Below are 22,446 nucleotides of genomic sequence, written 5' to 3' on the forward strand. Positions count from 1 at the left end.
TTTACTCGGTAGCCATCAGGGAGAGGTGCTGGGCAGTCAGTTCCTTGCCGTAATGCACGATCAGGTCGATCACTTCTTCAACGTCAGCCAGGGTGGTGGCCGGGTTGAGCAGGGTAAATTTCAGGTACTGGCGGTTGTCCACTTTGGTGCCGGCCACCACGGCGTTACCGGAACGGAAAATCGCCTTGCGGATATTGGCGTTGATCTCATCAATCACTTCCGGGGCCAGTGACTGGCGCGGTACGAAGCGGAACACCTGGGTGCTGAGCTGCGGCTGGTGCAGCACATCAATGTGCGGGTGGGCCGCCAGCGTCAGGTGCGCCTCCGCGGTGCGATCCAGCAGGGTGTCGAACGCCTCGCCCAGCTTCTGCTCGCCCATGATGCGCAGTGTCAGCCACATTTTCAGCGCGTCGAAGCGTTTGGTGGTCTGGATGCTTTTGTTCACCAGGTTCGGCGTGCCTTCCAGTTTGGCGCTCAGCGGGTTGAGGTAGTCGGCGTGGCAGGTCACATGCTCCAGGTGCTGGTGGTCCCGCACAAAGAACGCGCCGCAACTGACCGGCTGGAAGAAGGATTTGTGGTAGTCCACGGTGACGGAGTCCGCATGGCAGATGCCGTCAATGCGGTCGGCAAAACGCTGGGAAACCAGCAGCCCGCAGCCGTAGGCCGCATCCACATGCATCCAGACCTGGTGGCGGCGGCAGATCTCTGCAATCGGGTTCAGCGGGTCGATGCTGCCGAAGTCCGTGGTACCGGCAGTGGCGACCACGGCCAGCGGAATATTGCCCTCGGCCAGACACTGTTCGATGGCGGTGTCCAGCGCGCGCGGGTCCATGCGGAAACGGTCATCACTGGCGACCGGCACCACAGCGTTGTAGCCCAGCCCCAGCAACGCGGCGGATTTCTGGATGCTGAAGTGGCTGACGCCGGAACTGAAGATGCGCCAGCGGCCGGCATCCGGCGGCAGGCCCTGATATTTGATGCTGTGGCCGGGGTGAGTGCGTTTGCAATGGCTGTCACGCGCCAGCAGCATCGCCATCAGGTTGGATTGGGTGCCGCCGCTGGTGAAAATGCCGTCTGCCTGTGGGCCGAGGCCGATCTGGTCCAGCGTCCAGTCAATCACTTTCTGTTCAATCAGCGTGCCGCCGGCGCTCTGATCCCAGGTATCCACCGAGGAGTTGATGCTGGAGAGGATCGCTTCCCCCAGCAACGCCGGCAGCACCAGCGGGCAGTTGAGGTGCGCCAGGTATTTCGGGTGATGGAAGTAAACGGCATCACGCAGGTAGAGGGTATTCAGTTCGGCCAGCGCGGCTTCGGTGCTTTCCAGCGGCTGGTGCAGGTCAACCTGGGTAAATTCCTCTACCAGTTCAGAAGGCAATATTCCGCTGAAGGGTTTCTCAGCGCCGTTAATATGTTCACTGACCAATTCAGCGGCCTGAGTAATTTGCTGTTGCCATTCCTGCGTACTGTGCTGATTAAAAATAAACGAGGCCGCTGCTCTGTTGTTTTTGCGGCTTTCATAGCTGGCAATGGCATGATCAATATCAAACATAATAGAGCCCTGTTTTATTTTAAGGTTATTTCCGGCGCGTGCAGGAATCGCCCTAAAAAAGAGAGAAAAAGGAGGTAATGATGCAGTGCCGGCGTGTGCCGGCCTCCCGATACGGGATCAGGGGCGGCGGGGCGCTCAGCAGGTGTTAAAAAATATTTCTTTGTTAATCAGTAGGTAAAGCCTCACAGATCGAGAGGTAACAAACATTTAACGGTTGCGAAGCATTATAAATGCAAATCATTATCATTCAAGTTATCAGTTGTGAAAATGCAGAAATTAAGGAGAGACAGGGTGAAAAATGTGATGGGTGTCACACTTTCCATGTGGGAGAATTACCGCGTAAATGAATTAAAATAAGAAAGTTCTGTTTATTTACCTGTCCTAAAATTTTAAATAAAGCGTATTAAAAGGGAAATAAAGTCGATAAGTCATAACAACGATAAGGCTATTATCTTGGTATTCCGGTTTACCAGGAAATAATGGGCGTAGCCTGGGTGGGGAGATATCAGGGGAAAGCAAACGGGCGGGGAAATAACGGGTGGCCGGAAAGGGAAATAAAAAAGCCGGCACAGGGCCGGCCCGGTTCAGCAGGGGCGAACGCTACTCAACACGCAGCACGCGGCTGGTGTTGGTGGTGCCGGTGGTGCTCATCACATCCCCTTGGGTCACAATGACCAGATCGCCGGAGAGCAGGTAGCCCTTGTCACGCAGCAGGGTCACGGCATCGTGCGCGGCGGCAACGCCGTCATTGTTGCTGTCAAAGTATACCGGCGTCACACCGCGGTAGAGTGCCGTCAGGTTCAGCGTATGCTCATGGCGGGACATGGCAAAAATCGGCAGGCCGGAGCTGATGCGGGACATCATCAGCGCCGTGCGGCCGGATTCCGTCATGGCAATCAGCGCAGTCACCCCTTTCAGGTGGTTGGCGGCATACATTGAGGACATGGCGATCGCTTCCTCAATGTTCTCGAACTGCACATCCAGCCGGTGTTTGGAGACATTGATGCTGGGGATCTTCTCTGCCCCCAGGCAGACGCGCGCCATCGCGGCCACGGTTTCAGCCGGGTACTGGCCGGCAGCGGTTTCTGCTGACAGCATCACCGCATCGGTACCGTCCAGCACGGCGTTGGCCACGTCCATGACTTCCGCACGGGTCGGCATCGGGTTGGTTATCATCGACTCCATCATCTGCGTGGCGGTAATGACCGCGCGGTTGAGGGTGCGGGCGCGGCGGATTAGCTTCTTCTGGATGCCGACCAGCTCCGGGTCACCGATTTCCACCCCCAGGTCGCCGCGCGCCACCATCACCACATCTGACGCGAGGATGATGTCATCCATGGCCGCGTCGCTGGCGACGGCTTCCGCCCGCTCGACCTTGGAGACGATTTTGGCGTGGCAGCCGGCGTCACGCGCCAGGCGGCGGGCGTAGTGCAGGTCTTCCCCGGTGCGCGGGAAGGAGATGGCGAGGTAATCAACGCCGATTTTGGCCGCGGTAACAATATCTGCCTTGTCTTTTTCCGTCAGCGCTTCCGCCGACAGGCCGCCGCCCAGCTTGTTGATGCCTTTGTTGTTGGAGAGCGGGCCGCCCACCGTGACTTCGGTGAAGACTTTCATGCCCTGGACTTCCAGCACTTTCAGCTGTACCCGGCCGTCGTCCAGCAACAGGATGTCGCCCGGCACCACATCGCCCGGCAGCCCTTTGTAGTCAATGCCGACGCGCTCTTTGTCCCCTTCGCCTTTGGCCAGGTTGGCATCCAGCAGGAAACGATCACCGATATTGAGAAACACCTTGCCTTCCCGGAAGGTGGATACCCGGATTTTCGGCCCCTGCAGGTCACCGAGGATGGCAACGTGGCGGCCCAGCCGGGCTGAGATTTCACGCACCTTGTTGGCGCGCTGCATCTGGTCTTCGGCAGTACCGTGGGAGAAATTCAGGCGGACTACGTTGGCACCCGCAGCAATAATTTTTTCCAGATTATTGTCGCGGTCGGTAGCCGGCCCCAGCGTGGTTACAATCTTGGTTCTTCTGAGCCGTCTGGACATGTATAACTCCGTTGACTGGTAAGGCATGGGTTGTTCCCTGAAGCAGGATAACCAAACAATGCAGTAATTGTAATTTTACGACAAAAGTGTTTCATCCGGGTGAAACATGACGCCCGCCGGGCACGACACGCCTTGCGCGCTGTCAGCGGCAGGCCGGGTCAGCTGTTGCCGGGCTCTCGTGGGGGTGCCGTTCCTTTGTCGAACCGTGACTCTTTCAACGCCTCTTTTACACGCTTCAGGTTATCACGGAATTTGGTGCCGCGGCGCAGGGTAAAACCGGTTGCCAGCACATCAATCAACGTCAGTTGGGCAATCCGGGAGATCATCGGCATGTAGACATCGGTATCTTCCGGCACATCCAGCAGCAGCGGCAGCGTCGCCTCCTGCGCCAGCGGCGTGTCACGGGAGGTGAGGGCGATCACCGTCGCATCGTTTTCGCGCGCAATCTGCGCCAGCTCGACCAGGTTTTTGGTCCGGCCGGTGTGCGAAATGAGCACCACCACATCCCCCTCGCTGGAGTTCATGCAACTCATGCGCTGCATGACGATGTCATCGAAGTAGACCACCGGGATGTTAAAACGAAAAAATTTATTCATCGCATCGTGGGCCACCGCGGCGGATGCGCCCAGGCCGAAGAAGGAGATTTTCTTTGCCTGGGTCAGCAGATCCACCGCGCGGTTAATGGCGGCGATATCCAGCGTGGTTTTGACATGGTCAAGATTGGCCATTACCGATTCAAAAATTTTATCGGTATAGGCGGCGACGCTGTCCGCTTCATCCACATTGCGGTTTACGTATGGCGTACCGTTAGCCAGACTTTGTGCCAGATGGAGTTTGAAATCGGGGAAGCCTTTGGTATTGAGCCGGCGGCAAAAGCGGTTGACGGTGGGTTCACTGACGTCCGCCAGGCGGGCCAGGGTGGCAATGCTGGAGTGGATGGCGGTCTGGGGCGAGGCCAGGATCACTTCGGCCACTTTGCGCTCCGACTTGCTCAGGATCTCCAGATGCGTCTGGATAATGTCCAGCGTGTTCATTCGTTAACGGTCACTCATGGGTTTTGTCGATTTCAATCAAAGGAGAAATCAATACCGGTTTAATGAAAATATACAACGACCCGAAAGGGCTTGGCACCGGCCAAAAGAGATAATTTCCTCTTTTTTCACCAGAATTTGAACTGTGTCTAACTTTCATAATGGTAAACGGGTGTCAAAAACGTCAGAAAATTACATCATAGGTACGTGGAATATGGTCAGTCTGTTTCCACAGGGTTGCCGGGTGTAATTTCTGGACGTTTATTAAGGCCTTAGATCCGGGTTTACGGGTTGCGGCTAAACAGAGTACATTATTCATGTAAGAAAATTACAAATATCCTGCAATGAGGAGAAGAACATGGCGGTAACCTCTACAGCCCAGGCATGTGACCTGGTTATTTTCGGCGCGAAAGGCGATTTGGCCCGCCGCAAATTGCTGCCCTCGCTCTATCAGCTCGAAAAGGCCGGCCACATCCACCCGGACACCAAAATCATCGGTGTCGGGCGTGCAGACTGGGACAAAGCGGCTTACATCAAGGTGGTGAAAGAAGCGCTGACCACGTTCATGAAAGAGAAGCTGGATGACACGCTGTGGGAAACCCTGAGTGCACGCCTCGATTTCTGTAACCTGGATGTCAACGACAGCGAACACTTTGCCAACCTCGGCAAAATGCTCGATCAGGAAAACCGCGTCACCATCAACTATTTCGCCATGCCGCCGAACACCTTCGGTGCGATCTGCCGTGGCCTGGGCGAAGCGGGCCTGAACAAAGATCCGGCACGCGTCGTGATGGAAAAACCGCTCGGCACCGACCTGGAATCCTCCCGTGTGATCAACGATCAGGTGGCGGAGTTCTTCAATGAGTCCCAGGTTTACCGCATCGACCACTATCTCGGCAAAGAGACGGTACTGAACCTGCTGGCGCTGCGTTTCGCCAACTCCCTGTTTGCCACCAACTGGGACAACCGCACCATCGACCACGTGCAGATCACCGTGGCGGAAGAGGTGGGCATCGAAGGCCGCTGGGGTTACTTCGACAAAGCCGGCCAGATGCGGGATATGATCCAGAACCACCTGCTGCAAATCCTTACCATGATCGCCATGTCGCCGCCGGCTGACCTGACCACCGACCGCATCCGTGACGAGAAAGTGAAAGTGCTGCGCTCGCTGCGCCGCATTGACCAGAGCAACGTGCGTGAAACCACGGTGCGCGGCCAGTACACCGCCGGGTTTGTGCAGGGCAAAAAAGTGCCGGGCTACCTGGAAGAAGAGGGTGCCAACAAAACCAGCAACACCGAGACCTTTGTCTCGATCCGCGTGGACATCGACAACTGGCAGTGGGCCGGGGTGCCGTTCTACCTGCGTACCGGCAAACGCCTGCCGACCAAATGTTCCGAAGTGGTGGTTTACTTCAAGAACCCGGCGCTCAACCTGTTCCGTGATTCTTACCAGCAACTGCCGCAGAACAAGCTCACCATCCGCCTGCAACCGGATGAGGGCATCGATATCCAGGTGCTGAACAAGGTGCCGGGGCTGGAGCATAAGCACCGCCTGCAGACCACCAAACTCGACCTGAGCTTCTCCGAGACGTTCCACCAGCAGCATATCGCCGATGCTTACGAGCGGCTGTTGCTGGAAGCGATGCGCGGCATCCAGGCGCTGTTCGTGCGCCGTGATGAAGTGGAAGAGGCGTGGAAATGGGTCGACTCCATCATGCAGGCCTGGTCTGCGGACAATGAAGCGCCGAAACCTTACCAGTCCGGCACCTGGGGGCCGGTCGCCTCTGTGGCGATGATCACCCGTGACGGCCGTTCCTGGAACGAGTTTGAATAACAGGGGGCAGGGCATGGCACATTTCGCCGAGTTTCCCAGCGCAGTGACGCTGAACCAGAGTTTTGCACGTAAGGTGGCCGACAGCCTGCGTCAGGGAATTGAAGCGAGGGGCCATGCCACCCTGGTCGTCTCCGGTGGGCGGACGCCGCTGGGGCTGTTTGAACAGCTTGCCCGGCAGCCGCTGGACTGGGGCAACGTGGTGATTACCCTGGCGGATGAGCGCTGGGTTGATCCGGACGACGAGCTGAGCAACGAGCGCCTGGTTCGCCGCGCGCTGTTGACCGGCCCGGCGGCCGCCGCCACCTTTGTCGGCCTGAAAAACAGCCAGGCCACGCCGGACGAGGGCGCGGCCGCCACCGAGGCCGCGCTGGCCCAGGTGCCGTGGCCGGCGGATGTGCTGGTGCTGGGCATGGGCGCAGACGGGCACACCGCCTCGCTGTTCCCCGGTGCCGCCAATCTCCCCGCCGCGCTGGCGATGGACTCGGGCCGCCGCTGTTTCGCCATCTCCCCGGTGACGGCGCCGCTGGCGCGGCTGACCCTGAGCCTGCCGGTGCTGCTCAGCAGCCGCCACATCTACCTGCATCTGGTGGGTGAGGCCAAACGCGAGCGGTATGAGCAGGCCGAGCAGGGTGAGGATGTGAATGAGATGCCGGTGCGGGCGATCCTGCACCAGCAACAAACACCGGTCGACGTCTACTGGACGGCCTGACCGGCAGTATGCAGCACCCGGTGCCGCGGCACCGGCCAGTTTGCGCAGCAGCCCGTATTGCGTAACAGCCAGTATTAGGTAACAAAAAGTGAGTATGGCACAAGGTGCGGTCGGACACTTGTCAGTTCGCTGATAAGTCCCTGTGGCAGGGGCGCGCCATATATCAACCGATGCCGGTACGGCATAGATGGAGTAAACGGATGAAAAACTGGAAAGTCAGCGCGGAACAGATCCTCACCTCAGGCCCGGTGGTCCCGGTCATTGTGATCAATGAGCTGGAACACGCGGTGCCGCTGGCTAAAGCGCTGGTGGCCGGGGGGGTGAAGGTGCTGGAGGTGACGTTGCGCACCGAATGCGCCCTGGAAGCGATCCGGGCGATTGCCCGCGAGGTGCCGGACGCCATTATCGGTGCCGGTACGGTGATCAACCCGCAGCAACTGGATGAGGTGATAAGCGCCGGTGCGCAGTTCGCCATCAGCCCAGGCCTGACCGCGTCCCTGCTCAAAGCGGCCACCGACGGCCCGATCCCGTTAATCCCTGGGATCAGCACCGTCTCTGAGCTGATGCTGGGCATGGATTATGGCCTGCGCGAGTTCAAGTTTTTCCCGGCGGAAGCCAATGGCGGCGTGAAAGCGCTGCAGGCGATTGCCGGGCCGTTCCCGCAGGTCCGTTTCTGCCCGACCGGCGGCATCACGCCGAACAACTACCGTGACTACCTGGCGCTGAAAAGCGTGCTGTGCATCGGCGGTTCCTGGCTGGTGCCGGCGGATGCGCTTTCGCAACGCGACTACGGCCGCATCACTGAGCTGGCCCGTGAGGCTGTTGCCGGTGCCCGCGGCTGATCCACAGCCTGCTGTCAAAAAGCCATCCTCCGGGATGGCTTTTTTTATGGCGCTGTCAGGGCCGGGGCTCAGCGGGCCGCGATCACCTTGATCTCCACTTTGTAGCCGGGATTCATCAGCCCGGCCTGCACCGTGCAGCGCACCGGCGCGTTGCCGGGTGACACCCAGGCATCCCAGGCGCGGTTCATTGCGGCAAAATCACTTTTTTCGACCAGGAAAATGGTGGCGTCCAGAATGCGGCTCTTGTCTGAGCCGAGCGTCGTCAGCACGGCATCAATGGTGGCCAGCGCGTTGGCGGTCTGCGCTTCGGCGTCCGCCTCCAGGTTCTCCGGCACGCTGGTGTAGTAGATGGTGTCATTGAAGATCGTGGCTTCAGACATCCGGTGCTCCGGCAGATAACGCTCAATGGTCATGGGCAGCTCCTTTGGCTGTTTTTTCAAGGGGATGCCGGGAGGCTTCCCCGGCGGCAGGCTAAGCGTACCACAGCCGGGGAAAGATGGGTGTGGTAGCCGGCGGGAAGGATTGGCATAATCAGCGCTGATTTTTTCCGGCTGAGAGGCAGTGTGACCGACGATTTCGCCCCTGATGGCGCCCTGGCGCAACATATCCCTGGTTTTAAACCCCGTGAACCCCAGCAACAGATGGCCGCCGCCGTGGCGGGTGCCATTGCGGCCAAACAGCCGCTGGTGGTCGAGGCCGGTACCGGCACCGGCAAAACCTACGCTTACCTCGCCCCGGCCCTGCGCGCTGACCGCAAAGTGATTATCTCCACCGGGTCGAAAGCCCTTCAGGACCAGCTCTACAGCCGTGACCTGCCGACGGTGGCAAAAGCCCTCAACTACACCGGCAAACTGGCGCTGCTCAAAGGGCGCTCCAACTACCTCTGCCTGGAGCGGCTCGAGCAGCAGACGCTGGCCGGGGGCGAGCTGGCGAACTCCGCGCTGGCTGAACTGGTGCAGTTGCGGCGCTGGGCATCAGAAACCAGTGACGGCGACATCAGCAATTGCGGCGGCGTGTCGGAAGACAGTATGGTCTGGCCGCTGGTCACCAGCACCAATGACAACTGCCTCGGCAGCGATTGCCCGCTCTATAAAGAGTGCTTCGTGGTCAAGGCGCGCCGCCGCGCGATGGATGCCGATGTGGTGGTGGTCAACCATCACCTGTTTATGGCGGACATGGTGGTGAAAGAGGGCGGGTTCGGGGAGCTTATTCCGGCGGCGGATGTGATGATTTTCGACGAAGCGCACCAGATCCCGGATATCGCCAGCCAGTATTTCGGCCAGCAACTCTCCAGCCGCCAGCTTATCGATCTGGCGAAAGACATCACCATCGCTTACCGCACCGAAGTGCGGGACTCAGCCCAGTTGCAGAAAAGCGCTGACCGGCTGGCGCAGAGCGCGCAGGATTTCCGGCTGGCGCTGGGGGAACCGGGCTACCGCGGCAACCTGCGGGAAGCGTTGCAGGATACGCAGGTGCAGCGGGCGCTGGTGCGGCTTGATGACGCGCTGGAGCTCTGTTACGACGTGGTGAAGCTGTCACTGGGTCGCTCGGCGCTGCTGGATGCGGCCTTCGAGCGCGCCACCCTCTACCGCGCCCGCCTGAAGCGGCTGAAAGAGACGTCTCAGCCGGGGTTCAGCTACTGGTTCGAGTGTACCTCACGCCATTTCATTCTGGCGCTGACGCCGCTGTCGGTGAGTGATAAATTCACCGAAGTGATGAAAGAGAAACCGGGCAGCTGGATTTTCACCTCCGCGACCCTGTCGGTGGATGACAAACTGGCACACTTTACCGATAGGCTGGGGCTGGAGAATGCCGAGTCGCTGCTGCTGGCCAGCCCGTTTGACTACGCCCGCCAGGCGCTGCTCTGCGTGCCGCGTTTCCTGCCGGAGCCGAACCAGCCGGGCGGCGGCCGCCAGCTGGCGCGGATGCTGAAACCGCTGATTGAGGCCAACGGCGGGCGCTGCTTCTTCCTCTGCACCTCCCACCAGATGCTGCGCCAGCTGGCAGAGGAGTTCCGCGCCAGCATGACGCTGCCGGTACTGGTGCAGGGTGAAACCAGCAAAGGCCAGTTGCTGGCGCAGTTTATCGCCGCCGGTAATGCCTTGCTGGTGGCGACCAGCAGCTTCTGGGAAGGGGTGGATGTGCGCGGTGATGCGCTGTCGCTGGTGATCATCGACAAACTGCCGTTCACCGCCCCGGACGACCCGCTGCTGAAAGCGCGGATTGAGGATTGCCGCCTGCGCGGCGGTGACCCGTTCGCGGATGTGCAGTTGCCGGAGGCGGTGATCACCCTGAAGCAGGGCGTCGGCCGCCTGATCCGTGACACCGATGACCGCGGCGTGCTGGTGATCTGCGATAACCGGCTGGTGATGCGCCCCTATGGCGCGGTGTTCCTCAACAGCCTGCCGCCGACGCCGCGCACCCGTGACCTGGCCGAGGCTGCCGCCTTTCTGCGGCAGGGTGCAGGGCAGCAATAGCGGCTGCCCTGTGCTATCATGCGCGCCCTTAATAAAAACCCATCTTTCCTGCCTGAGGTTGGCATGTCCACGCGAATTTTAGCCATTGATACCGCCACGGAAGCCTGTTCCGTTGCGCTCTGGAACCACGGCGAAACCCTCGCCCATTTCGAACTCTGCGCGCGTGAGCACACGCAGCGTATTCTGCCGCTGGTGGAGCAGATCCTGGCGGAAGCCGGGCTGACCCTCTCCCAGCTGGACGCCCTGGCCTTCGGCCGCGGGCCGGGCAGCTTTACCGGCGTACGCATCGGCATCGGCATTGCGCAGGGGCTGGCACTGGGGGCCGATCTGCCGATGATTGGTGTCTCCACCCTGCAAACCATGGCGCAGGGCGCGTTCCGCCGCACCGGCGCAACCCGCGTGCTGACCGCCATTGACGCGCGGATGGGCGAAGTCTACTGGGGCGAATACTGCCGCACTGAACAAGGCAGCTGGCAAGGCGAAGAGAGTGAGGCCGTGCTCACACCGGCGCAGGCGCTGGCCCGTGCAGCATCGCTTTCCGGGCAGTGGGCCACAGCCGGAACCGGCTGGACGAGCTATCCTGATCTGGTGGCAGGTGCCGCATTGACGCTGAACGATGGCGACATGCAGTTGCCCCATGCTGAGGATATGCTGCCGCCGGCCCTGGAGGCCTGGTCTGCAAAGCGTACCGTGGCGGTCGACCAGGCTGAACCGGTCTATCTGCGCAATGAAGTGACCTGGAAGAAACTTCCCGGCCGCTGAGATACGGCAACTTATACCTGGTGATGTGGTCAAAGAGTCAGATTCAACCCGGAGAGCAGGTCATGCGTAAGCCGTCTATGAAAGGCCCGATCGTTGTCGCCATCCTCAGCCTGGCTGCCCTGTCGCTGACAGGGTGCGTCACGGTGCCGGATGTGATTAAAGGTACCACTGCCACGCCGCAGCAGAACCTGGCGGCCGTGCAGAACGCCCCCCAGCTCTATGTCGGGCAGGAGGCGCGCTTTGGCGGGTCGGTGGTCAATATGACCAATGAAAAAAACCGCACGCGCCTTGAAATCGCGGCGGTCCCGCTCGACTCGGCTGCCCGGCCGGTGCTGGGTGAGCGCTCTACCGGGCGGCTGGTGGCGTACATCAACGGCTTTGTTGACCCGGTTGACCTGCGCGGGCAACTGGTGACGGTCGTTGGGCCGATCACCGGGGCTGAGCAGGGGAAAATCGGCCAGACTGATTACACCTTTGTGGTGATGAACGCCAACAGTTACAAACGCTGGCGGCTGCAACAGCAGGTCGTGATGCCGCCCGGCCCGACCGGCCCGTGGGGCTGGGGCGGGCCGGGGTGGGGCGGCCCCGGCTGGGGGCCGGGCTTCTACGGCGGCGGAGGCTGGTACTCCCCGGCACCTGCCCAGGTGCAGACGGTAGTCACTGAATAGAGAACAGACTTTCAGGCGGCGCAAGCCGCCTTCTTTTTTGCCCCGGCGGGGGGCCTCAGCAAATTAGTGACCCGGTTCGCAACATGGAAATTGTTTAAAAACTAACTGGTAAGCTGAGTTAAAATATTGTTAAACCGACGATTCAGATCGGCAGACACGACGACACATAATGATTCAGGAGTAATACCTTGGAAAAGGTTTGGCTAACACGGTATCCCTCTGACGTTCCGGCCGAGATTGACCCGGATCGCCACGGCTCATTGATTGAGATGTTTGAAAACGCAGTGCTTCGCTACGCTGACCAACCGGCGTTTATCAATATGGGGGAGGTGATGACCTTCCGCAAACTGGAGGAGCGCAGCCGCGATTTTGCTGCCTATCTGCAACATGACCTGAAGCTGAAAAAAGGCGACCGCGTCGCCCTGATGATGCCCAACCTGCTGCAATACCCGATCGCCCTGTTCGGCGTACTGCGGGCCGGGATGGTCGTGGTCAACGTTAACCCGCTCTACACCCCGCGCGAACTGGAACACCAGCTCAATGACAGCGGTGCCAGCGCCATTGTGATTGTCTCCAACTTCGCCCATACGCTGGAAAAAGTGGTCTACAACACCCAGGTGCGGCATGTGATCCTGACCCGGCTGGGCGACCAGCTCTCGGCGGCCAAAGGCACGCTGGTCAACTTCGTGGTGAAATACATCAAACGGCTGGTGCCGAAATACCACCTGCCGGCTGCCATCTCGTTCCGCACGGCGCTCCAGCGCGGCCGCCGGCTCGAGTATGTCAAACCGGACATCACCAACGACGATCTGGCGTTTCTGCAATATACCGGCGGCACCACCGGCGTGGCGAAAGGCGCGATGCTGACCCACCGCAATATGCAGGCCAACCTGGAGCAGTCAAAAGCCGCCTACGCGCCGCTGTTGCGCGCCGGGCATGAACTGGTGGTGACGGCGCTGCCGCTGTACCACATTTTCGCCCTGACGGTGAATTGCCTGCTGTTTATCGAGCGCGGCGGCAGCAATCTGCTGATCACCAACCCGCGTGACATTAACGGGCTGGTCAAAGAGCTGGCGAAATACCCGTTCACGGCGCTGACCGGCGTCAATACGCTCTACAATGCGCTGCTGAATAACCCGGAGTTCCAGACGCTCGACTTTTCCACGTTGCGGCTCTCGGTCGGCGGCGGCATGGCGGTGCAGCGCGCGGTGGCGGAGAAGTGGGAGAAACTCACCGGCAAGCACCTGCTTGAAGGCTATGGCCTCACCGAGTGTGCCCCGCTGGTGACCGGCAACCCTTACGACCTCAAACACTACAGCGGCAGCATCGGCCTGCCGGTGCCCTCTACGGACATCCGGCTGGTGGATGACCAGGGGCGGGATGTGCCGATGGGCGAGCCGGGCGAGCTGCTGATCCGTGGCCCGCAGGTGATGCGCGGTTACTGGCAACGGCCTGATGCCACAGCAGAAGTGCTGAAAGAGGGCTGGCTCTCGACCGGTGATATCGTTACAGTGGATGAGCAGGGCTTTTTGCGGATTGTGGATCGCAAAAAAGATATGATCCTGGTCTCCGGGTTCAATGTGTACCCGAATGAGATTGAGGATGTGCTGATGCAGCACCCGAAAGTGCTGGAAGCCGCTGCCATCGGCGTGCCCAGCGAGGCCTCCGGTGAAGCGGTGAAAGTCTGTGTGGTGCGCAAAGAGCCGTCCCTGACGCAAGAGGAGCTGCTGGCCCACTGCCGCCGCCACCTGACCGGCTATAAAGTGCCGAGAATTATTGAATTCCGTGATGAGCTGCCGAAATCGAATGTCGGTAAGATCCTGCGCCGTGAACTGCGCGACGAACATGTGAAAGCCAGGCAGAATGCCGCCGCCTGATCGGGTTTGTCATCCATCCCACAACGCCGGCCTGTGCCGGCGTTGTCACGTATCATCCTTTAGCCGTAAGAGAGTGACGTTTTGAATTATCAGTTGATCACCACCAATTCTGAGCTGGAAGAAGTCTGCCTTCATGCCCGCCAACATGCGCGCATCGCCCTGGATACGGAGTTTATCCGTACCCGCACCTACTATCCGCAACTGGGCCTGATCCAGCTGTTTGACGGTGAGCGGCTCTCCCTGATTGATCCACTGACCATTACCGGGTGGCAGCCCTTCCGTGACCTGCTGCAAGATGAGCAGGTGATTAAATTCCTGCACGCCGGCAGTGAGGATCTGGAGGTGTTCCTGAACGCCTTTAACGCCCTGCCGACGCCGATGATCGACACCCAAATCCTGGCGGCCTTCACCGGGCGCCCGCTCTCCTGCGGCTTTGCCAAGCTGGTGGCGGAGTACATGGGCGTGGAGCTGGACAAGAGCGAGTCCCGCACCGACTGGCTGGCACGGCCGCTGAGCAGCCGCCAGTGTGATTACGCGGCGGCCGATGTGTTCTATTTACTGCCGATGGCGCTGCGTCTGGAGCAGGAGGCAAAAGACGCGGGCTGGCTGGAAGCAGCGCTGGACGAGTGCCGCGCACTCTGCCGCCGCCGCAGTGAGGTGCTGGCGCCGGAACTGGCGTACCGTGAAATCAGCAATGCCTGGCAGCTGCGTACCCGCCAGCTGGCGTGCCTGCAAAAACTGGCAGCCTGGCGCCTGCAACAGGCCCGCCAGCGCGATTTAGCCGTCAACTTTGTGGTGCGTGAGGAGAACCTCTGGCAGGTAGCGCGTTACCAGCCCACCTCGCTGGCCGAGCTGGATACCCTGGGGCTGAGCGGCCCGGAGATCCGTTACCACGGGCGGACGCTGCTTTCCCTGGTGGAAGAGGGCAATGCTGTGCCGGATGAGGCATTACCGCCGCCGGTCACGAACCTTATCGATCAGCCGGGCTATAAGCGGGCCTTTAAGGAGCTGAAAGCGGTGATTCAGGAAGCGAGTGAAACCAGTGGCCTGAGTGTGGAATTGCTTGCGTCGCGGCGGCAAATTAACCAGTTGCTGAATTGGCATTGGGGCTTAAAACAAGGTGACAATCAACCTGAATTAATGTCCGGCTGGCGGGGCGAATTATTGGCTGAAAAATTATCAGCGGTATTAAAAGATTTTTAATAATTAAGCAGGCTGAAAGGGAAGGAGACTTTTTGGCCGCTGAAAAAGGGCTCACGGAATAAATTTATTCTGAATAGGCGGCGAAGGTAAGAATAACGCAGCAGGATGCCAGCGTATTTGAGATAAGTCTTAATGGGTCGCCGCCCTATTATTAAGGGTCGTTATCACCGGATGCTGTTATTTGCTGGATGTCCGTACAGTAATATAACAGGATAAGCCAGACGGGTGACCGCCCCCTGCATCAACACAGGGGGAGATTAACCCGCTTCACTCATTTCGGTGGTTCTTCTGTATCCGGCAGAGTGACGTTTAATTCCAATACCGAAATATCGTCGCCTTTTTGCTCAAACTGAACGTGCAGCATCTCAGGGTCGATTTGGATATATTTACAAATCACCGCCAGAATATCGCGCTTGAGATCCGGTAAATACGGGGGCTCAGAGTCCCCGCGGCGGCGTTCAGCAACGATGATTTGCAGCCGTTCCTTGGCTATATTGGCTGTCGATTTTTTGCGGGACAGAAAAAAGTCTAACAATGCCATGATTTATCCCCCAAAAAGGCGTTTCAGGAAGCCCTTCTTCTCTTCTTCAACGAAACGGAAAGGACGCTCCTCGCCCAGCAGGCGCGCCACGGTGTCATCATATGCCTTACCGGCGTCCGATTCCTGGTCAAGGATCACCGGTTCGCCCTGGTTGGACGCACGCAGCACGGACTGGTCTTCCGGGATAACGCCCACCAGCGGAATACGCAGGATCTCCAGCACGTCTTCCATGCTCAGCATGTCACCGCGGTTCACCCGCCCTGGGTTATAGCGCGTCAGCAGCAGGTGCTCCTTGATCGGCCCCTGGCCCTGTTCGGCACGGCGGGATTTGGAGGAGAGAATGCCCAGGATGCGGTCGGAGTCACGCACGGAAGAGACTTCCGGGTTAGTGGTGATGATCGCCTCATCCGCGAAGTAAAGCGCCATCAGCGCACCGGTTTCGATACCGGCCGGTGAGTCACAGATGATGAACTCAAAGTCCATTGCCACCAGGTCGTTAAGGATTTTTTCCACGCCTTCGCGGGTCAGGGCATCTTTGTCGCGGGTCTGTGAAGCAGGCAGGATGTAGAGCTGTTCGGTGCGCTTGTCTTTGATCAGCGCCTGGTTCAGCGTCGCATCGCCCTGGATAACATTGACAAAATCATAGACCACGCGGCGCTCACACCCCATGATCAAATCAAGATTACGCAGCCCGATGTCAAAGTCGATGACAACGGTCTTTTTCCCTTTCTGGGCTAAGCCGGTAGCAATGGCCGCGCTTGATGTAGTCTTGCCAACGCCCCCTTTACCCGATGTAACAACAATAATGCGTGCCATGAAAAGATTCCTTGTAAAAGGGCTTAGTTTAAAGGTTGTATGGTTAACACGTTCTCTATCAGGCTGAGGCGCGCTGCCTGGCCGGCATATTCCGGCGGGATCTGGTCACTCAGCCAGTACTGCCCGGCAATAGACACGAGCTCAGCACTCAGATGCGTGCAGAAAATCTGGCATTGCGCGTCGCCTGACGCGCCCGCCAGTGCGCGGCCGCGCATCATTCCATAAACATGGATGTTGCCGTCGGCGATAAGTTCAGCCCCGGCACTGACGCTGCTGGTGACGATTAAATCACTGTTACGTGCGTAAATCTGTTGCCCGGAGCGGACAGGGGTATTAATGATGCGCGTTTTTGCCGGCACATTCTCCGGCACGGCGGGGGCCGGTGGCGGCGCGGCTTTCTGGCCCTTGCCTTCACTCAGTAGCGGCAACCCGGCGCGCGTGATGGCGCGTTTTAACTGCTCATCTTTACAGCCGCTGATGCCGACAACACGCAGACCTGCAGAAGCAACAGCCTGTTGAATCTCTCTCCAGTTAACCTCACCGCTCAGGGAGGCCACGTTGATGACAACAGGGGCATCCTTGAGGAAAGCCGGGGCCTGATCGACTTTATCCTGTAGTGCCTGACGAATAACCTCAGGCTGCGAATGGTGTAAGTGAACCACCGACAGGGTAAAACTGCTGCCTTTTAGCTCAATGGGCGATTGTGACATCTATCCTGACTCAGTTTCAGCAACGTAAATCCCCGGAACAGCACCCGGGGGGCGATATTCCGATGTACGCTAAGCATGTTATAGTCACCGGTATATCTAGGCAAGACACCGCCCCCATTAAAAAGAGTTAAAAAAATGCTTTGCATGATTTATAGAAGTTCAAAACGCGACCAAACTTATCTTTACATCGAAAAAAGAGACGATTTCTCCCGTGTGCCGGAGGAGTTGATGAAAAGTTTTGGCCAACCTCAGTTTGCGATGACCATCAATCTGGCGAATCGTCAAAAATTAGCCAACGCGGATATTGAAAAAGTCCGCGAGGCATTGGCAGAGCAGGGCTATTATTTGCAGTTGCCGCCGCCGGTTGAATCATTATTGAAACAGCCCCTGGATAATAAGCCGGAATAATGGGCAATAAGCAGCTTGCAGTGTAATTTCTGCGGAAAATGTGAACGGTGACGCATTGAGCGATCGCACGCGGCACATTTCCGCAGGGCCGGCACTGGTCTATCCTGAAGGATCAGATTGGCATAAAAAGGACGACACGTATGAAACAGAGAGCTGTGGCCGCGCTTATCGGCGCACTGACCCTGGCCGGTTGCGCCGGTAAGAACCATGCTGCCCCGGCCGCTGCTCCGGCGGCAACACCGGCCGCCCAGCCGGCTGCCCCCTCAGACAGGATGCTGGCCCCGAAAGCGGCCACGCAGACCACGCTGGCCGCCCAGGGGCGTGACCCGGCAGAATTCCCGGCCTATGTCGAACAGCTGAAACAGCAGGCACGGGCGCAGGGCATCAGTGAAGCCACCCTTGAGAGCGCCTTTGCCAACATCCATTTTGTTGACCGGGTGATAAAATCCGATCGCAATCAGCTGGAGAAAAAAGTCACCCTGGATGATTACCTGGCCCGCGTGCTGCCGGCCTGGAAAATTGAGCAGGGCAAAACCCAGTACCATGACCACCAGGCGCAACTTGATGCCGCCGCGCAACGCTACGGCGTGCAGGCGAACTATATTGTGGCGCTGTGGGGCATGGAGAGCAGCTTCGGCAAAATCCAGGGGAAAGAGGATGTGATCTCCGCCCTTGCCACCCTGGCTTTTGAGGGGCGGCGCGAAGCCTTCTTTACCAAAGAGCTGATGGCCGCGCTGAACATTATCCAGCAGGGCCACATTGCCGCCGATCAGATGAAAGGATCCTGGGCCGGGGCGATGGGGCAGTCACAGTTTATGCCGACCTCGTTTTTGAATTACGGCGCTGACGGCGACGGCGACGGCCGCATCGACATCTGGAATGACCCAAGTGATGTGTTTGCCTCCGCCGCCAATTACCTGGCGACCGAAGGGTGGAAACCGGGGCAAAGCTGGGGCCAGGAGGTGCGCCTGCCAGCGGGTTTCAGCGCCGATCTGGCCGGAACAAAAACGAACCAGGCCAAAAGCGTGGCACAGTGGCAGCAACTGGGCATCACCCCGGCGGACAGTAAAGCGTTACCGGGCAACACCACCCGCGCTTGGATTATCACCCCGGATGACCTGCAGGGCCGGGCATTTATGGTTTACGATAATTTCCGCACCATTATGCACTGGAACCGCTCGTACTACTTTGCCATCAGCATCGGCATGATGGCCGACGGCGTGGCCGGGTAAATCCGGAACTGTCTGCCCGGTGGGCCGGGCGGGCCTCATCATGAACGCGTTTACGCAGGAGAAGGGCATGTATCAACATCGTGACTGGCAGGGTTGCCTGCTGGACTACCCGGTCAGCAAAGTAGTCTGTGTTGGCAGTAACTATGCGAAACATATCAAGGAGATGGGTAATCAGGTGTCGGCTGAGCCGGTGGTGTTTATCAAGCCGGAAACCGCGTTGTGTGACCTGCGCCAGCCGTTGTCAATCCCGAAAGAGTTCGGCTCGGTGCATCATGAGGTTGAGCTGGCGGTGCTGATTGGTTCGCCGCTGAAGCAGGCGAGTGAGGAGCGGGTCGCCAATGCTGTCGCCGGTTATGGCGTTGCGCTGGATCTGACCCTGCGCGATCTGCAGGCTGAATTCAAGAAAGCGGGCCAGCCCTGGGAGAAAGCCAAAGGGTTTGATAACTCCTGCCCGGTCTCCGGTTTCATTCCGGTGGCGGAATTTGGCGATCCGCAGCAGGCGCAACTGAAACTGACCGTCAATGGCGAGGTACGCCAGCACGGCAGCACCGCCGATATGATCACCCCGATCCTGCCGCTTATCAGCTATATGAGCAAATTCTTCACCCTGCGCCCCGGCGATATCATCCTGACCGGCACGCCGGAAGGGGTCGGGCCGATGGCCGGCGGCGACACGCTGGAGATTTCCCTGAACGGCCAGACACTGACCACCCGCGTCCTGTAACCCGCCTCCGCCCGGTGACCGGGCGGAAAACTTGCATCTGCCGGGTAAAAGGTCTATACAGGCTGCGTCTTTTTACTTATCAGGTATCGCATATGTCCCAACTTCCCTTTTGGCAGCAAAAATCCTTGTCTGAAATGTCGGACGACGAATGGGAATCGTTGTGTGACGGCTGCGGGCAATGCTGCCTGCACAAGCTGATTGATGAAGACACGGACGAAATCTATTTCACCAATGTGGCCTGTAACCAGCTCAATATTAAATCCTGCCAGTGCCGTAACTATGACCGGCGTTTTTCGCTGGAAGAGGACTGCATCAAACTGACGCGGGAAAACCTCACCACCTTTGACTGGTTACCGCCCACCTGCGCCTATCGCCTGATTGGTGAAGGCAAAAAGCTGTTGCCGTGGCACCCGCTGTTGACCGGCTCCAAATCAGCCATGCATGGCGAACGTATCTCGGTGCGGAATATTGCCGTGCGCGAAAGCGATGTGGTGGACTGGCAGGACCATATTTTAAATAAACCGGATTGGGCGCAGTAAGCGACGCACCTTGTCAGGGGTGCGCCTCTTCTTCTCCGGCGGCAGCGGTGCGGATACGCTGTCAATATGCCCCACGATAAACGGCCTCTTTACCTGAGGCCGTTTTGCTTTCTGGGAAATATTCGCCAAAAAAATAATGAATTTATATAAATACGTTTTATAAATGATTCCCTACAGCGCGCGATGACATACAGGCAACATTTGCATGATGTTGTCTTATTTTATGGCTGACATCAGCCCGATTTTCTTTTTTATCATCCCATTTGGTACAGAACTTTCTTATCTCTCTGCACCTGACCGCTGCCAAAAACTTTTTTAAGTCTGAATTATTTTTACCGGCGAGTGAGAGTGGTAAATTAACCGGCAGTTTTTTAGTGAGCAGGTTGCATAACGGGTATCGGATAAACAGAGTCAGAACAAGGAGGGAAATATGTCAACCAAAGCGCGTTTTTTTAAAAAGGTGCAACAAAACAGCACGATTACCGTGTCGGATGAGCGCTCTGTAGAAGCAGATATTCAGGCGTTTTGCCGGCGGATGGACGCGCTGGCCCGGCAAGTGCGCCAATGGTTTGAAGGCTCCGCGATTGAGGTGATTGTCTCGCAGAAATATCTGCATGACCTGAGCACCATTGGATTCAGCCTTAACAGCGGCTCTGTCTGTTATGAAATCACCACGATCACACTGCAGCATGGGCTGCGGAGCGTCACCATTATGCCGGAACAGCTCTGGCGGGCGGGGGACAAAGGCTGTGTGACACTGACCATTGACACCGCCGCAGGCGCAGCCGGTAAGCAGAAATTCTGTTTACGCATGGCGCCTGAGAGCGGCTGGCTTATCCGTGATGCGTCCCAGGCTTCAGCCGACAGTATACCCCTGACGGAAGAGGTATTCTTCCAGACCATCGAAACGCTGGCCTGAAAAGCCGGGTGCTGATAAAGGCCGGCAGGCCATTGCCATTGCCATTGGCTGTGGCGGCGTCATCTGATACCGCCGGGCACTATAAAACGGCAACGGACGGAATGCCGGTCTTTGTCATCAGGGTAACCGCCATAACACCGCGCCCTTATACCCCCAGGCCCTTATAGATTCCTGTCTCTTTCCCCCTGACCCTGTACCCCACCCGTAAGCCGCACTGTCAGATAATACCCCCGGCCAGGGGGTAATTGATTAAGCCTCCGGCAGGGTTTTTCTTTTTTAAAAACGTCGCTGGGACGCCTCAATAATGCTAAATGATACGGCTGAGGAAATATCATCTGCCGAAGACGTCACGGATGATAAATAGAGAATAAAAAAGATTAGGGATTATCCCGGCCATAACAAAATAATTTCCTCGCAGCCGGGTGATGACCGTCAGGGATAACCGTACATGATGGCCGCCCGTTTATCGCAGAAGGAGTTCCATTATGGTATCTAAAAGTCAAAAGCGCGGCATTGCTTACGATCTCTCATCAGTTAACGATCTCAAGGCTATTTCGGCGGGGATTTCCTGGTATTACAACTGGGGGGCCTCTCCCCATAGCAGCCTGCCATTTTCCCTCTCCGCCGTGCACGGCGTTGACTATATTCCGATGCTGTGGAATGAGAATTTCCATGAGGCATCGGTATTACGGTTCTTCAGGGAAAACCCCGGCATAAAATATATGCTGGTGCTGAACGAGCCTACCATCGGATTACAGGCCTATACCGAGCCGCAACGGGCGGCGGAGCTTTGGCCCCGGTTTGAGAATATCGCCCGTCAGGTGGGGGTGAGCATCGTTGGCCCGCAAGTGACCTGGGGAACCATGCCGGACTATCAGGCACCGGCTGACTGGCTGGACGCCTTTATCGCGGCCTATATCACCAACAACGGCAAACCGCCGCAAATCGATTTTCTGGGCTTCCACTGGTACGACTACGGGCTGGAAGACCAGCTGAACCTGCTCGCCCGGTTTGGGAAGCCGTTTTGGGTCACGGAATTTGCCAACGCCCACAGCCGGCAGGATGGGGCGCAGATCGACTCGCTGGAAAAACAGAAAGCCCAGATGAGTGAGATGGTCGCGTTATGTGAGCGGCGGGAGGATGTGTTTCGCTATGCGTGGTTCACCGGGCGGGTCAATCCCGATCCCCATTTTCAGCGCTTGTTTGAGGGCGACGGTGAGCTGTCTGCGCTGGGGCAGCACTATATTTCCTTACCCCACTAAAAACCGTGCCCTGCTGGCAACACGCCGCACCCGGCAAAAACATCGCCCTGCCGCTGGGTGAGAGCGGCAGGCCAGAGAATACCGGCAACGTGAATCACAAAAAGGCTGCCCCCGGCGGCCTTTTTTACGTGCTGAAAAGACACAGATCAGCAAACGCAGATTAACTGCTTGTTAACAGTAAAACGCACCCCTATTATCTTATGCACATTACGGTTAGGGATAAGCGACGGAAAAACGTCGATTAATTTCAAAAAAAGCGCTGTTAACTTCCATCGCCGGTGCAAAAGCGTGCCACACGGC

21 protein-coding genes are annotated in these 22,446 nt (G+C 58.1%); 14 read left to right on the forward strand and 7 right to left on the reverse strand.

The window, feature by feature from the left end; translation table 11 throughout:
• Position 1 precedes the first annotated feature (1 nt).
• From CYR52_RS08640 to CYR52_RS08650, 3 genes are all read right to left on the reverse strand, one after another.
• Entirely contained in the window at positions 2-1,549 is a 1,548-nt protein-coding gene (locus CYR52_RS08640; protein WP_101828430.1) for a pyridoxal phosphate-dependent decarboxylase family protein, read from the reverse strand.
• Between the two features lie 600 nt (positions 1,550-2,149).
• A complete protein-coding gene (pyk, locus tag CYR52_RS08645; RefSeq protein WP_072931056.1) occupies positions 2,150-3,592 on the reverse strand; it encodes a pyruvate kinase in 1,443 nt (480 codons plus the stop codon).
• Between the two features lie 158 nt (positions 3,593-3,750).
• A complete protein-coding gene (locus tag CYR52_RS08650) occupies positions 3,751-4,626 on the reverse strand; it encodes a MurR/RpiR family transcriptional regulator (RefSeq protein WP_072931055.1) in 876 nt (291 codons plus the stop codon).
• A gap of 355 nt (positions 4,627-4,981) precedes the next feature.
• On the opposite strand from CYR52_RS08650, the gene zwf reads away from it, so the two are divergent.
• From zwf to CYR52_RS08665, 3 genes are all read left to right on the forward strand, one after another.
• Positions 4,982-6,457, forward strand: coding sequence for a glucose-6-phosphate dehydrogenase (gene zwf, locus CYR52_RS08655; protein WP_072931054.1), 1,476 nt, complete (start codon positions 4,982-4,984; stop codon positions 6,455-6,457).
• Between the two features lie 13 nt (positions 6,458-6,470).
• Positions 6,471-7,166, forward strand: a complete 696-nt coding sequence (pgl, locus tag CYR52_RS08660; protein WP_072931053.1) for a 6-phosphogluconolactonase — start codon at positions 6,471-6,473, stop codon at positions 7,164-7,166.
• Between the two features lie 200 nt (positions 7,167-7,366).
• The gene (locus CYR52_RS08665; protein ID WP_072931052.1) at positions 7,367-8,008 is read left to right on the forward strand and encodes a bifunctional 4-hydroxy-2-oxoglutarate aldolase/2-dehydro-3-deoxy-phosphogluconate aldolase; all 642 of its coding nucleotides are present in this window, start codon (positions 7,367-7,369) and stop codon (positions 8,006-8,008) included.
• Between the two features lie 68 nt (positions 8,009-8,076).
• Here CYR52_RS08665 and CYR52_RS08670 read toward each other — a convergent pair whose 3' ends face one another.
• A complete protein-coding gene (locus CYR52_RS08670) occupies positions 8,077-8,421 on the reverse strand; it encodes a RidA family protein (protein ID WP_072931051.1) in 345 nt (114 codons plus the stop codon).
• Between the two features lie 150 nt (positions 8,422-8,571).
• Between CYR52_RS08670 and CYR52_RS08675 the strand changes: the two genes are divergently transcribed.
• From CYR52_RS08675 to rnd, 5 genes are all read left to right on the forward strand, one after another.
• Complete coding sequence (locus tag CYR52_RS08675; protein ID WP_072931050.1) at positions 8,572-10,485, forward strand: DNA repair helicase YoaA; 1,914 nt, start codon at positions 8,572-8,574, stop codon at positions 10,483-10,485.
• Between the two features lie 63 nt (positions 10,486-10,548).
• Positions 10,549-11,247, forward strand: a complete 699-nt coding sequence (gene tsaB / locus CYR52_RS08680) for a tRNA (adenosine(37)-N6)-threonylcarbamoyltransferase complex dimerization subunit type 1 TsaB (RefSeq protein ID WP_072931049.1) — start codon at positions 10,549-10,551, stop codon at positions 11,245-11,247.
• 62 nt (positions 11,248-11,309) lie between these two features.
• Positions 11,310-11,915, forward strand: coding sequence for a Slp family lipoprotein (locus CYR52_RS08685; RefSeq protein WP_101828431.1), 606 nt, complete (start codon positions 11,310-11,312; stop codon positions 11,913-11,915).
• A 188-nt stretch (positions 11,916-12,103) separates the two neighbouring features.
• The gene (gene fadD, locus CYR52_RS08690) at positions 12,104-13,792 is read left to right on the forward strand and encodes a long-chain-fatty-acid--CoA ligase FadD (protein WP_101828432.1); all 1,689 of its coding nucleotides are present in this window, start codon (positions 12,104-12,106) and stop codon (positions 13,790-13,792) included.
• Between the two features lie 81 nt (positions 13,793-13,873).
• Complete coding sequence (rnd, locus tag CYR52_RS08695) at positions 13,874-14,995, forward strand: ribonuclease D (protein ID WP_101828433.1); 1,122 nt, start codon at positions 13,874-13,876, stop codon at positions 14,993-14,995.
• A gap of 271 nt (positions 14,996-15,266) precedes the next feature.
• Here the strand turns inward: rnd and minE are convergent, their stop codons facing one another.
• Genes minE through minC form a run of 3 tightly spaced genes read right to left on the reverse strand, consistent with a single transcriptional unit; the run spans position 15,267 to position 17,062 of the window.
• A complete protein-coding gene (gene minE, locus CYR52_RS08700) occupies positions 15,267-15,536 on the reverse strand; it encodes a cell division topological specificity factor MinE (RefSeq protein ID WP_072930029.1) in 270 nt (89 codons plus the stop codon).
• Positions 15,537-15,539: 3 nt separating this feature from the next.
• Complete coding sequence (gene minD, locus CYR52_RS08705; RefSeq protein WP_072930027.1) at positions 15,540-16,352, reverse strand: septum site-determining protein MinD; 813 nt, start codon at positions 16,350-16,352, stop codon at positions 15,540-15,542.
• A gap of 23 nt (positions 16,353-16,375) precedes the next feature.
• Positions 16,376-17,062 (reverse strand): septum site-determining protein MinC, encoded by a 687-nt coding sequence (minC, locus tag CYR52_RS08710; RefSeq protein ID WP_072930025.1) that lies wholly within the window; start codon positions 17,060-17,062, stop codon positions 16,376-16,378.
• A 135-nt stretch (positions 17,063-17,197) separates the two neighbouring features.
• On the opposite strand from minC, the gene CYR52_RS08715 reads away from it, so the two are divergent.
• The 6 genes from CYR52_RS08715 (at position 17,198) to CYR52_RS08740 (ending at position 22,146) form a co-directional block, all read left to right on the forward strand.
• Positions 17,198-17,470, forward strand: a complete 273-nt coding sequence (locus CYR52_RS08715) for a YcgL domain-containing protein (RefSeq protein ID WP_072930023.1) — start codon at positions 17,198-17,200, stop codon at positions 17,468-17,470.
• A gap of 140 nt (positions 17,471-17,610) precedes the next feature.
• On the forward strand, positions 17,611-18,702 hold the full coding sequence (locus CYR52_RS08720) for a lytic murein transglycosylase (protein WP_101828434.1): 1,092 nt from the start codon (positions 17,611-17,613) through the stop codon (positions 18,700-18,702).
• Positions 18,703-18,769: 67 nt separating this feature from the next.
• Positions 18,770-19,426, forward strand: a complete 657-nt coding sequence (locus CYR52_RS08725) for a fumarylacetoacetate hydrolase family protein (protein ID WP_072930019.1) — start codon at positions 18,770-18,772, stop codon at positions 19,424-19,426.
• A gap of 92 nt (positions 19,427-19,518) precedes the next feature.
• Positions 19,519-19,965, forward strand: a complete 447-nt coding sequence (locus tag CYR52_RS08730) for a YcgN family cysteine cluster protein (RefSeq protein WP_072930017.1) — start codon at positions 19,519-19,521, stop codon at positions 19,963-19,965.
• Between the two features lie 430 nt (positions 19,966-20,395).
• Entirely contained in the window at positions 20,396-20,884 is a 489-nt protein-coding gene (locus tag CYR52_RS08735) for a hypothetical protein (RefSeq protein ID WP_101828435.1), read from the forward strand.
• Positions 20,885-21,369: 485 nt separating this feature from the next.
• Positions 21,370-22,146 carry a glycosyl hydrolase gene (locus CYR52_RS08740; RefSeq protein WP_101828436.1) on the forward strand — a complete coding sequence of 259 codons (777 nt, stop codon included), beginning with the start codon at positions 21,370-21,372 and terminating at the stop codon, positions 22,144-22,146.
• Positions 22,147-22,446 lie beyond the last annotated feature (300 nt).

The organism is Chimaeribacter arupi (assembly GCF_002858805.1).
In the GTDB taxonomy this organism is placed as follows: domain Bacteria; phylum Pseudomonadota; class Gammaproteobacteria; order Enterobacterales; family Enterobacteriaceae; genus Chimaeribacter; species Chimaeribacter arupi.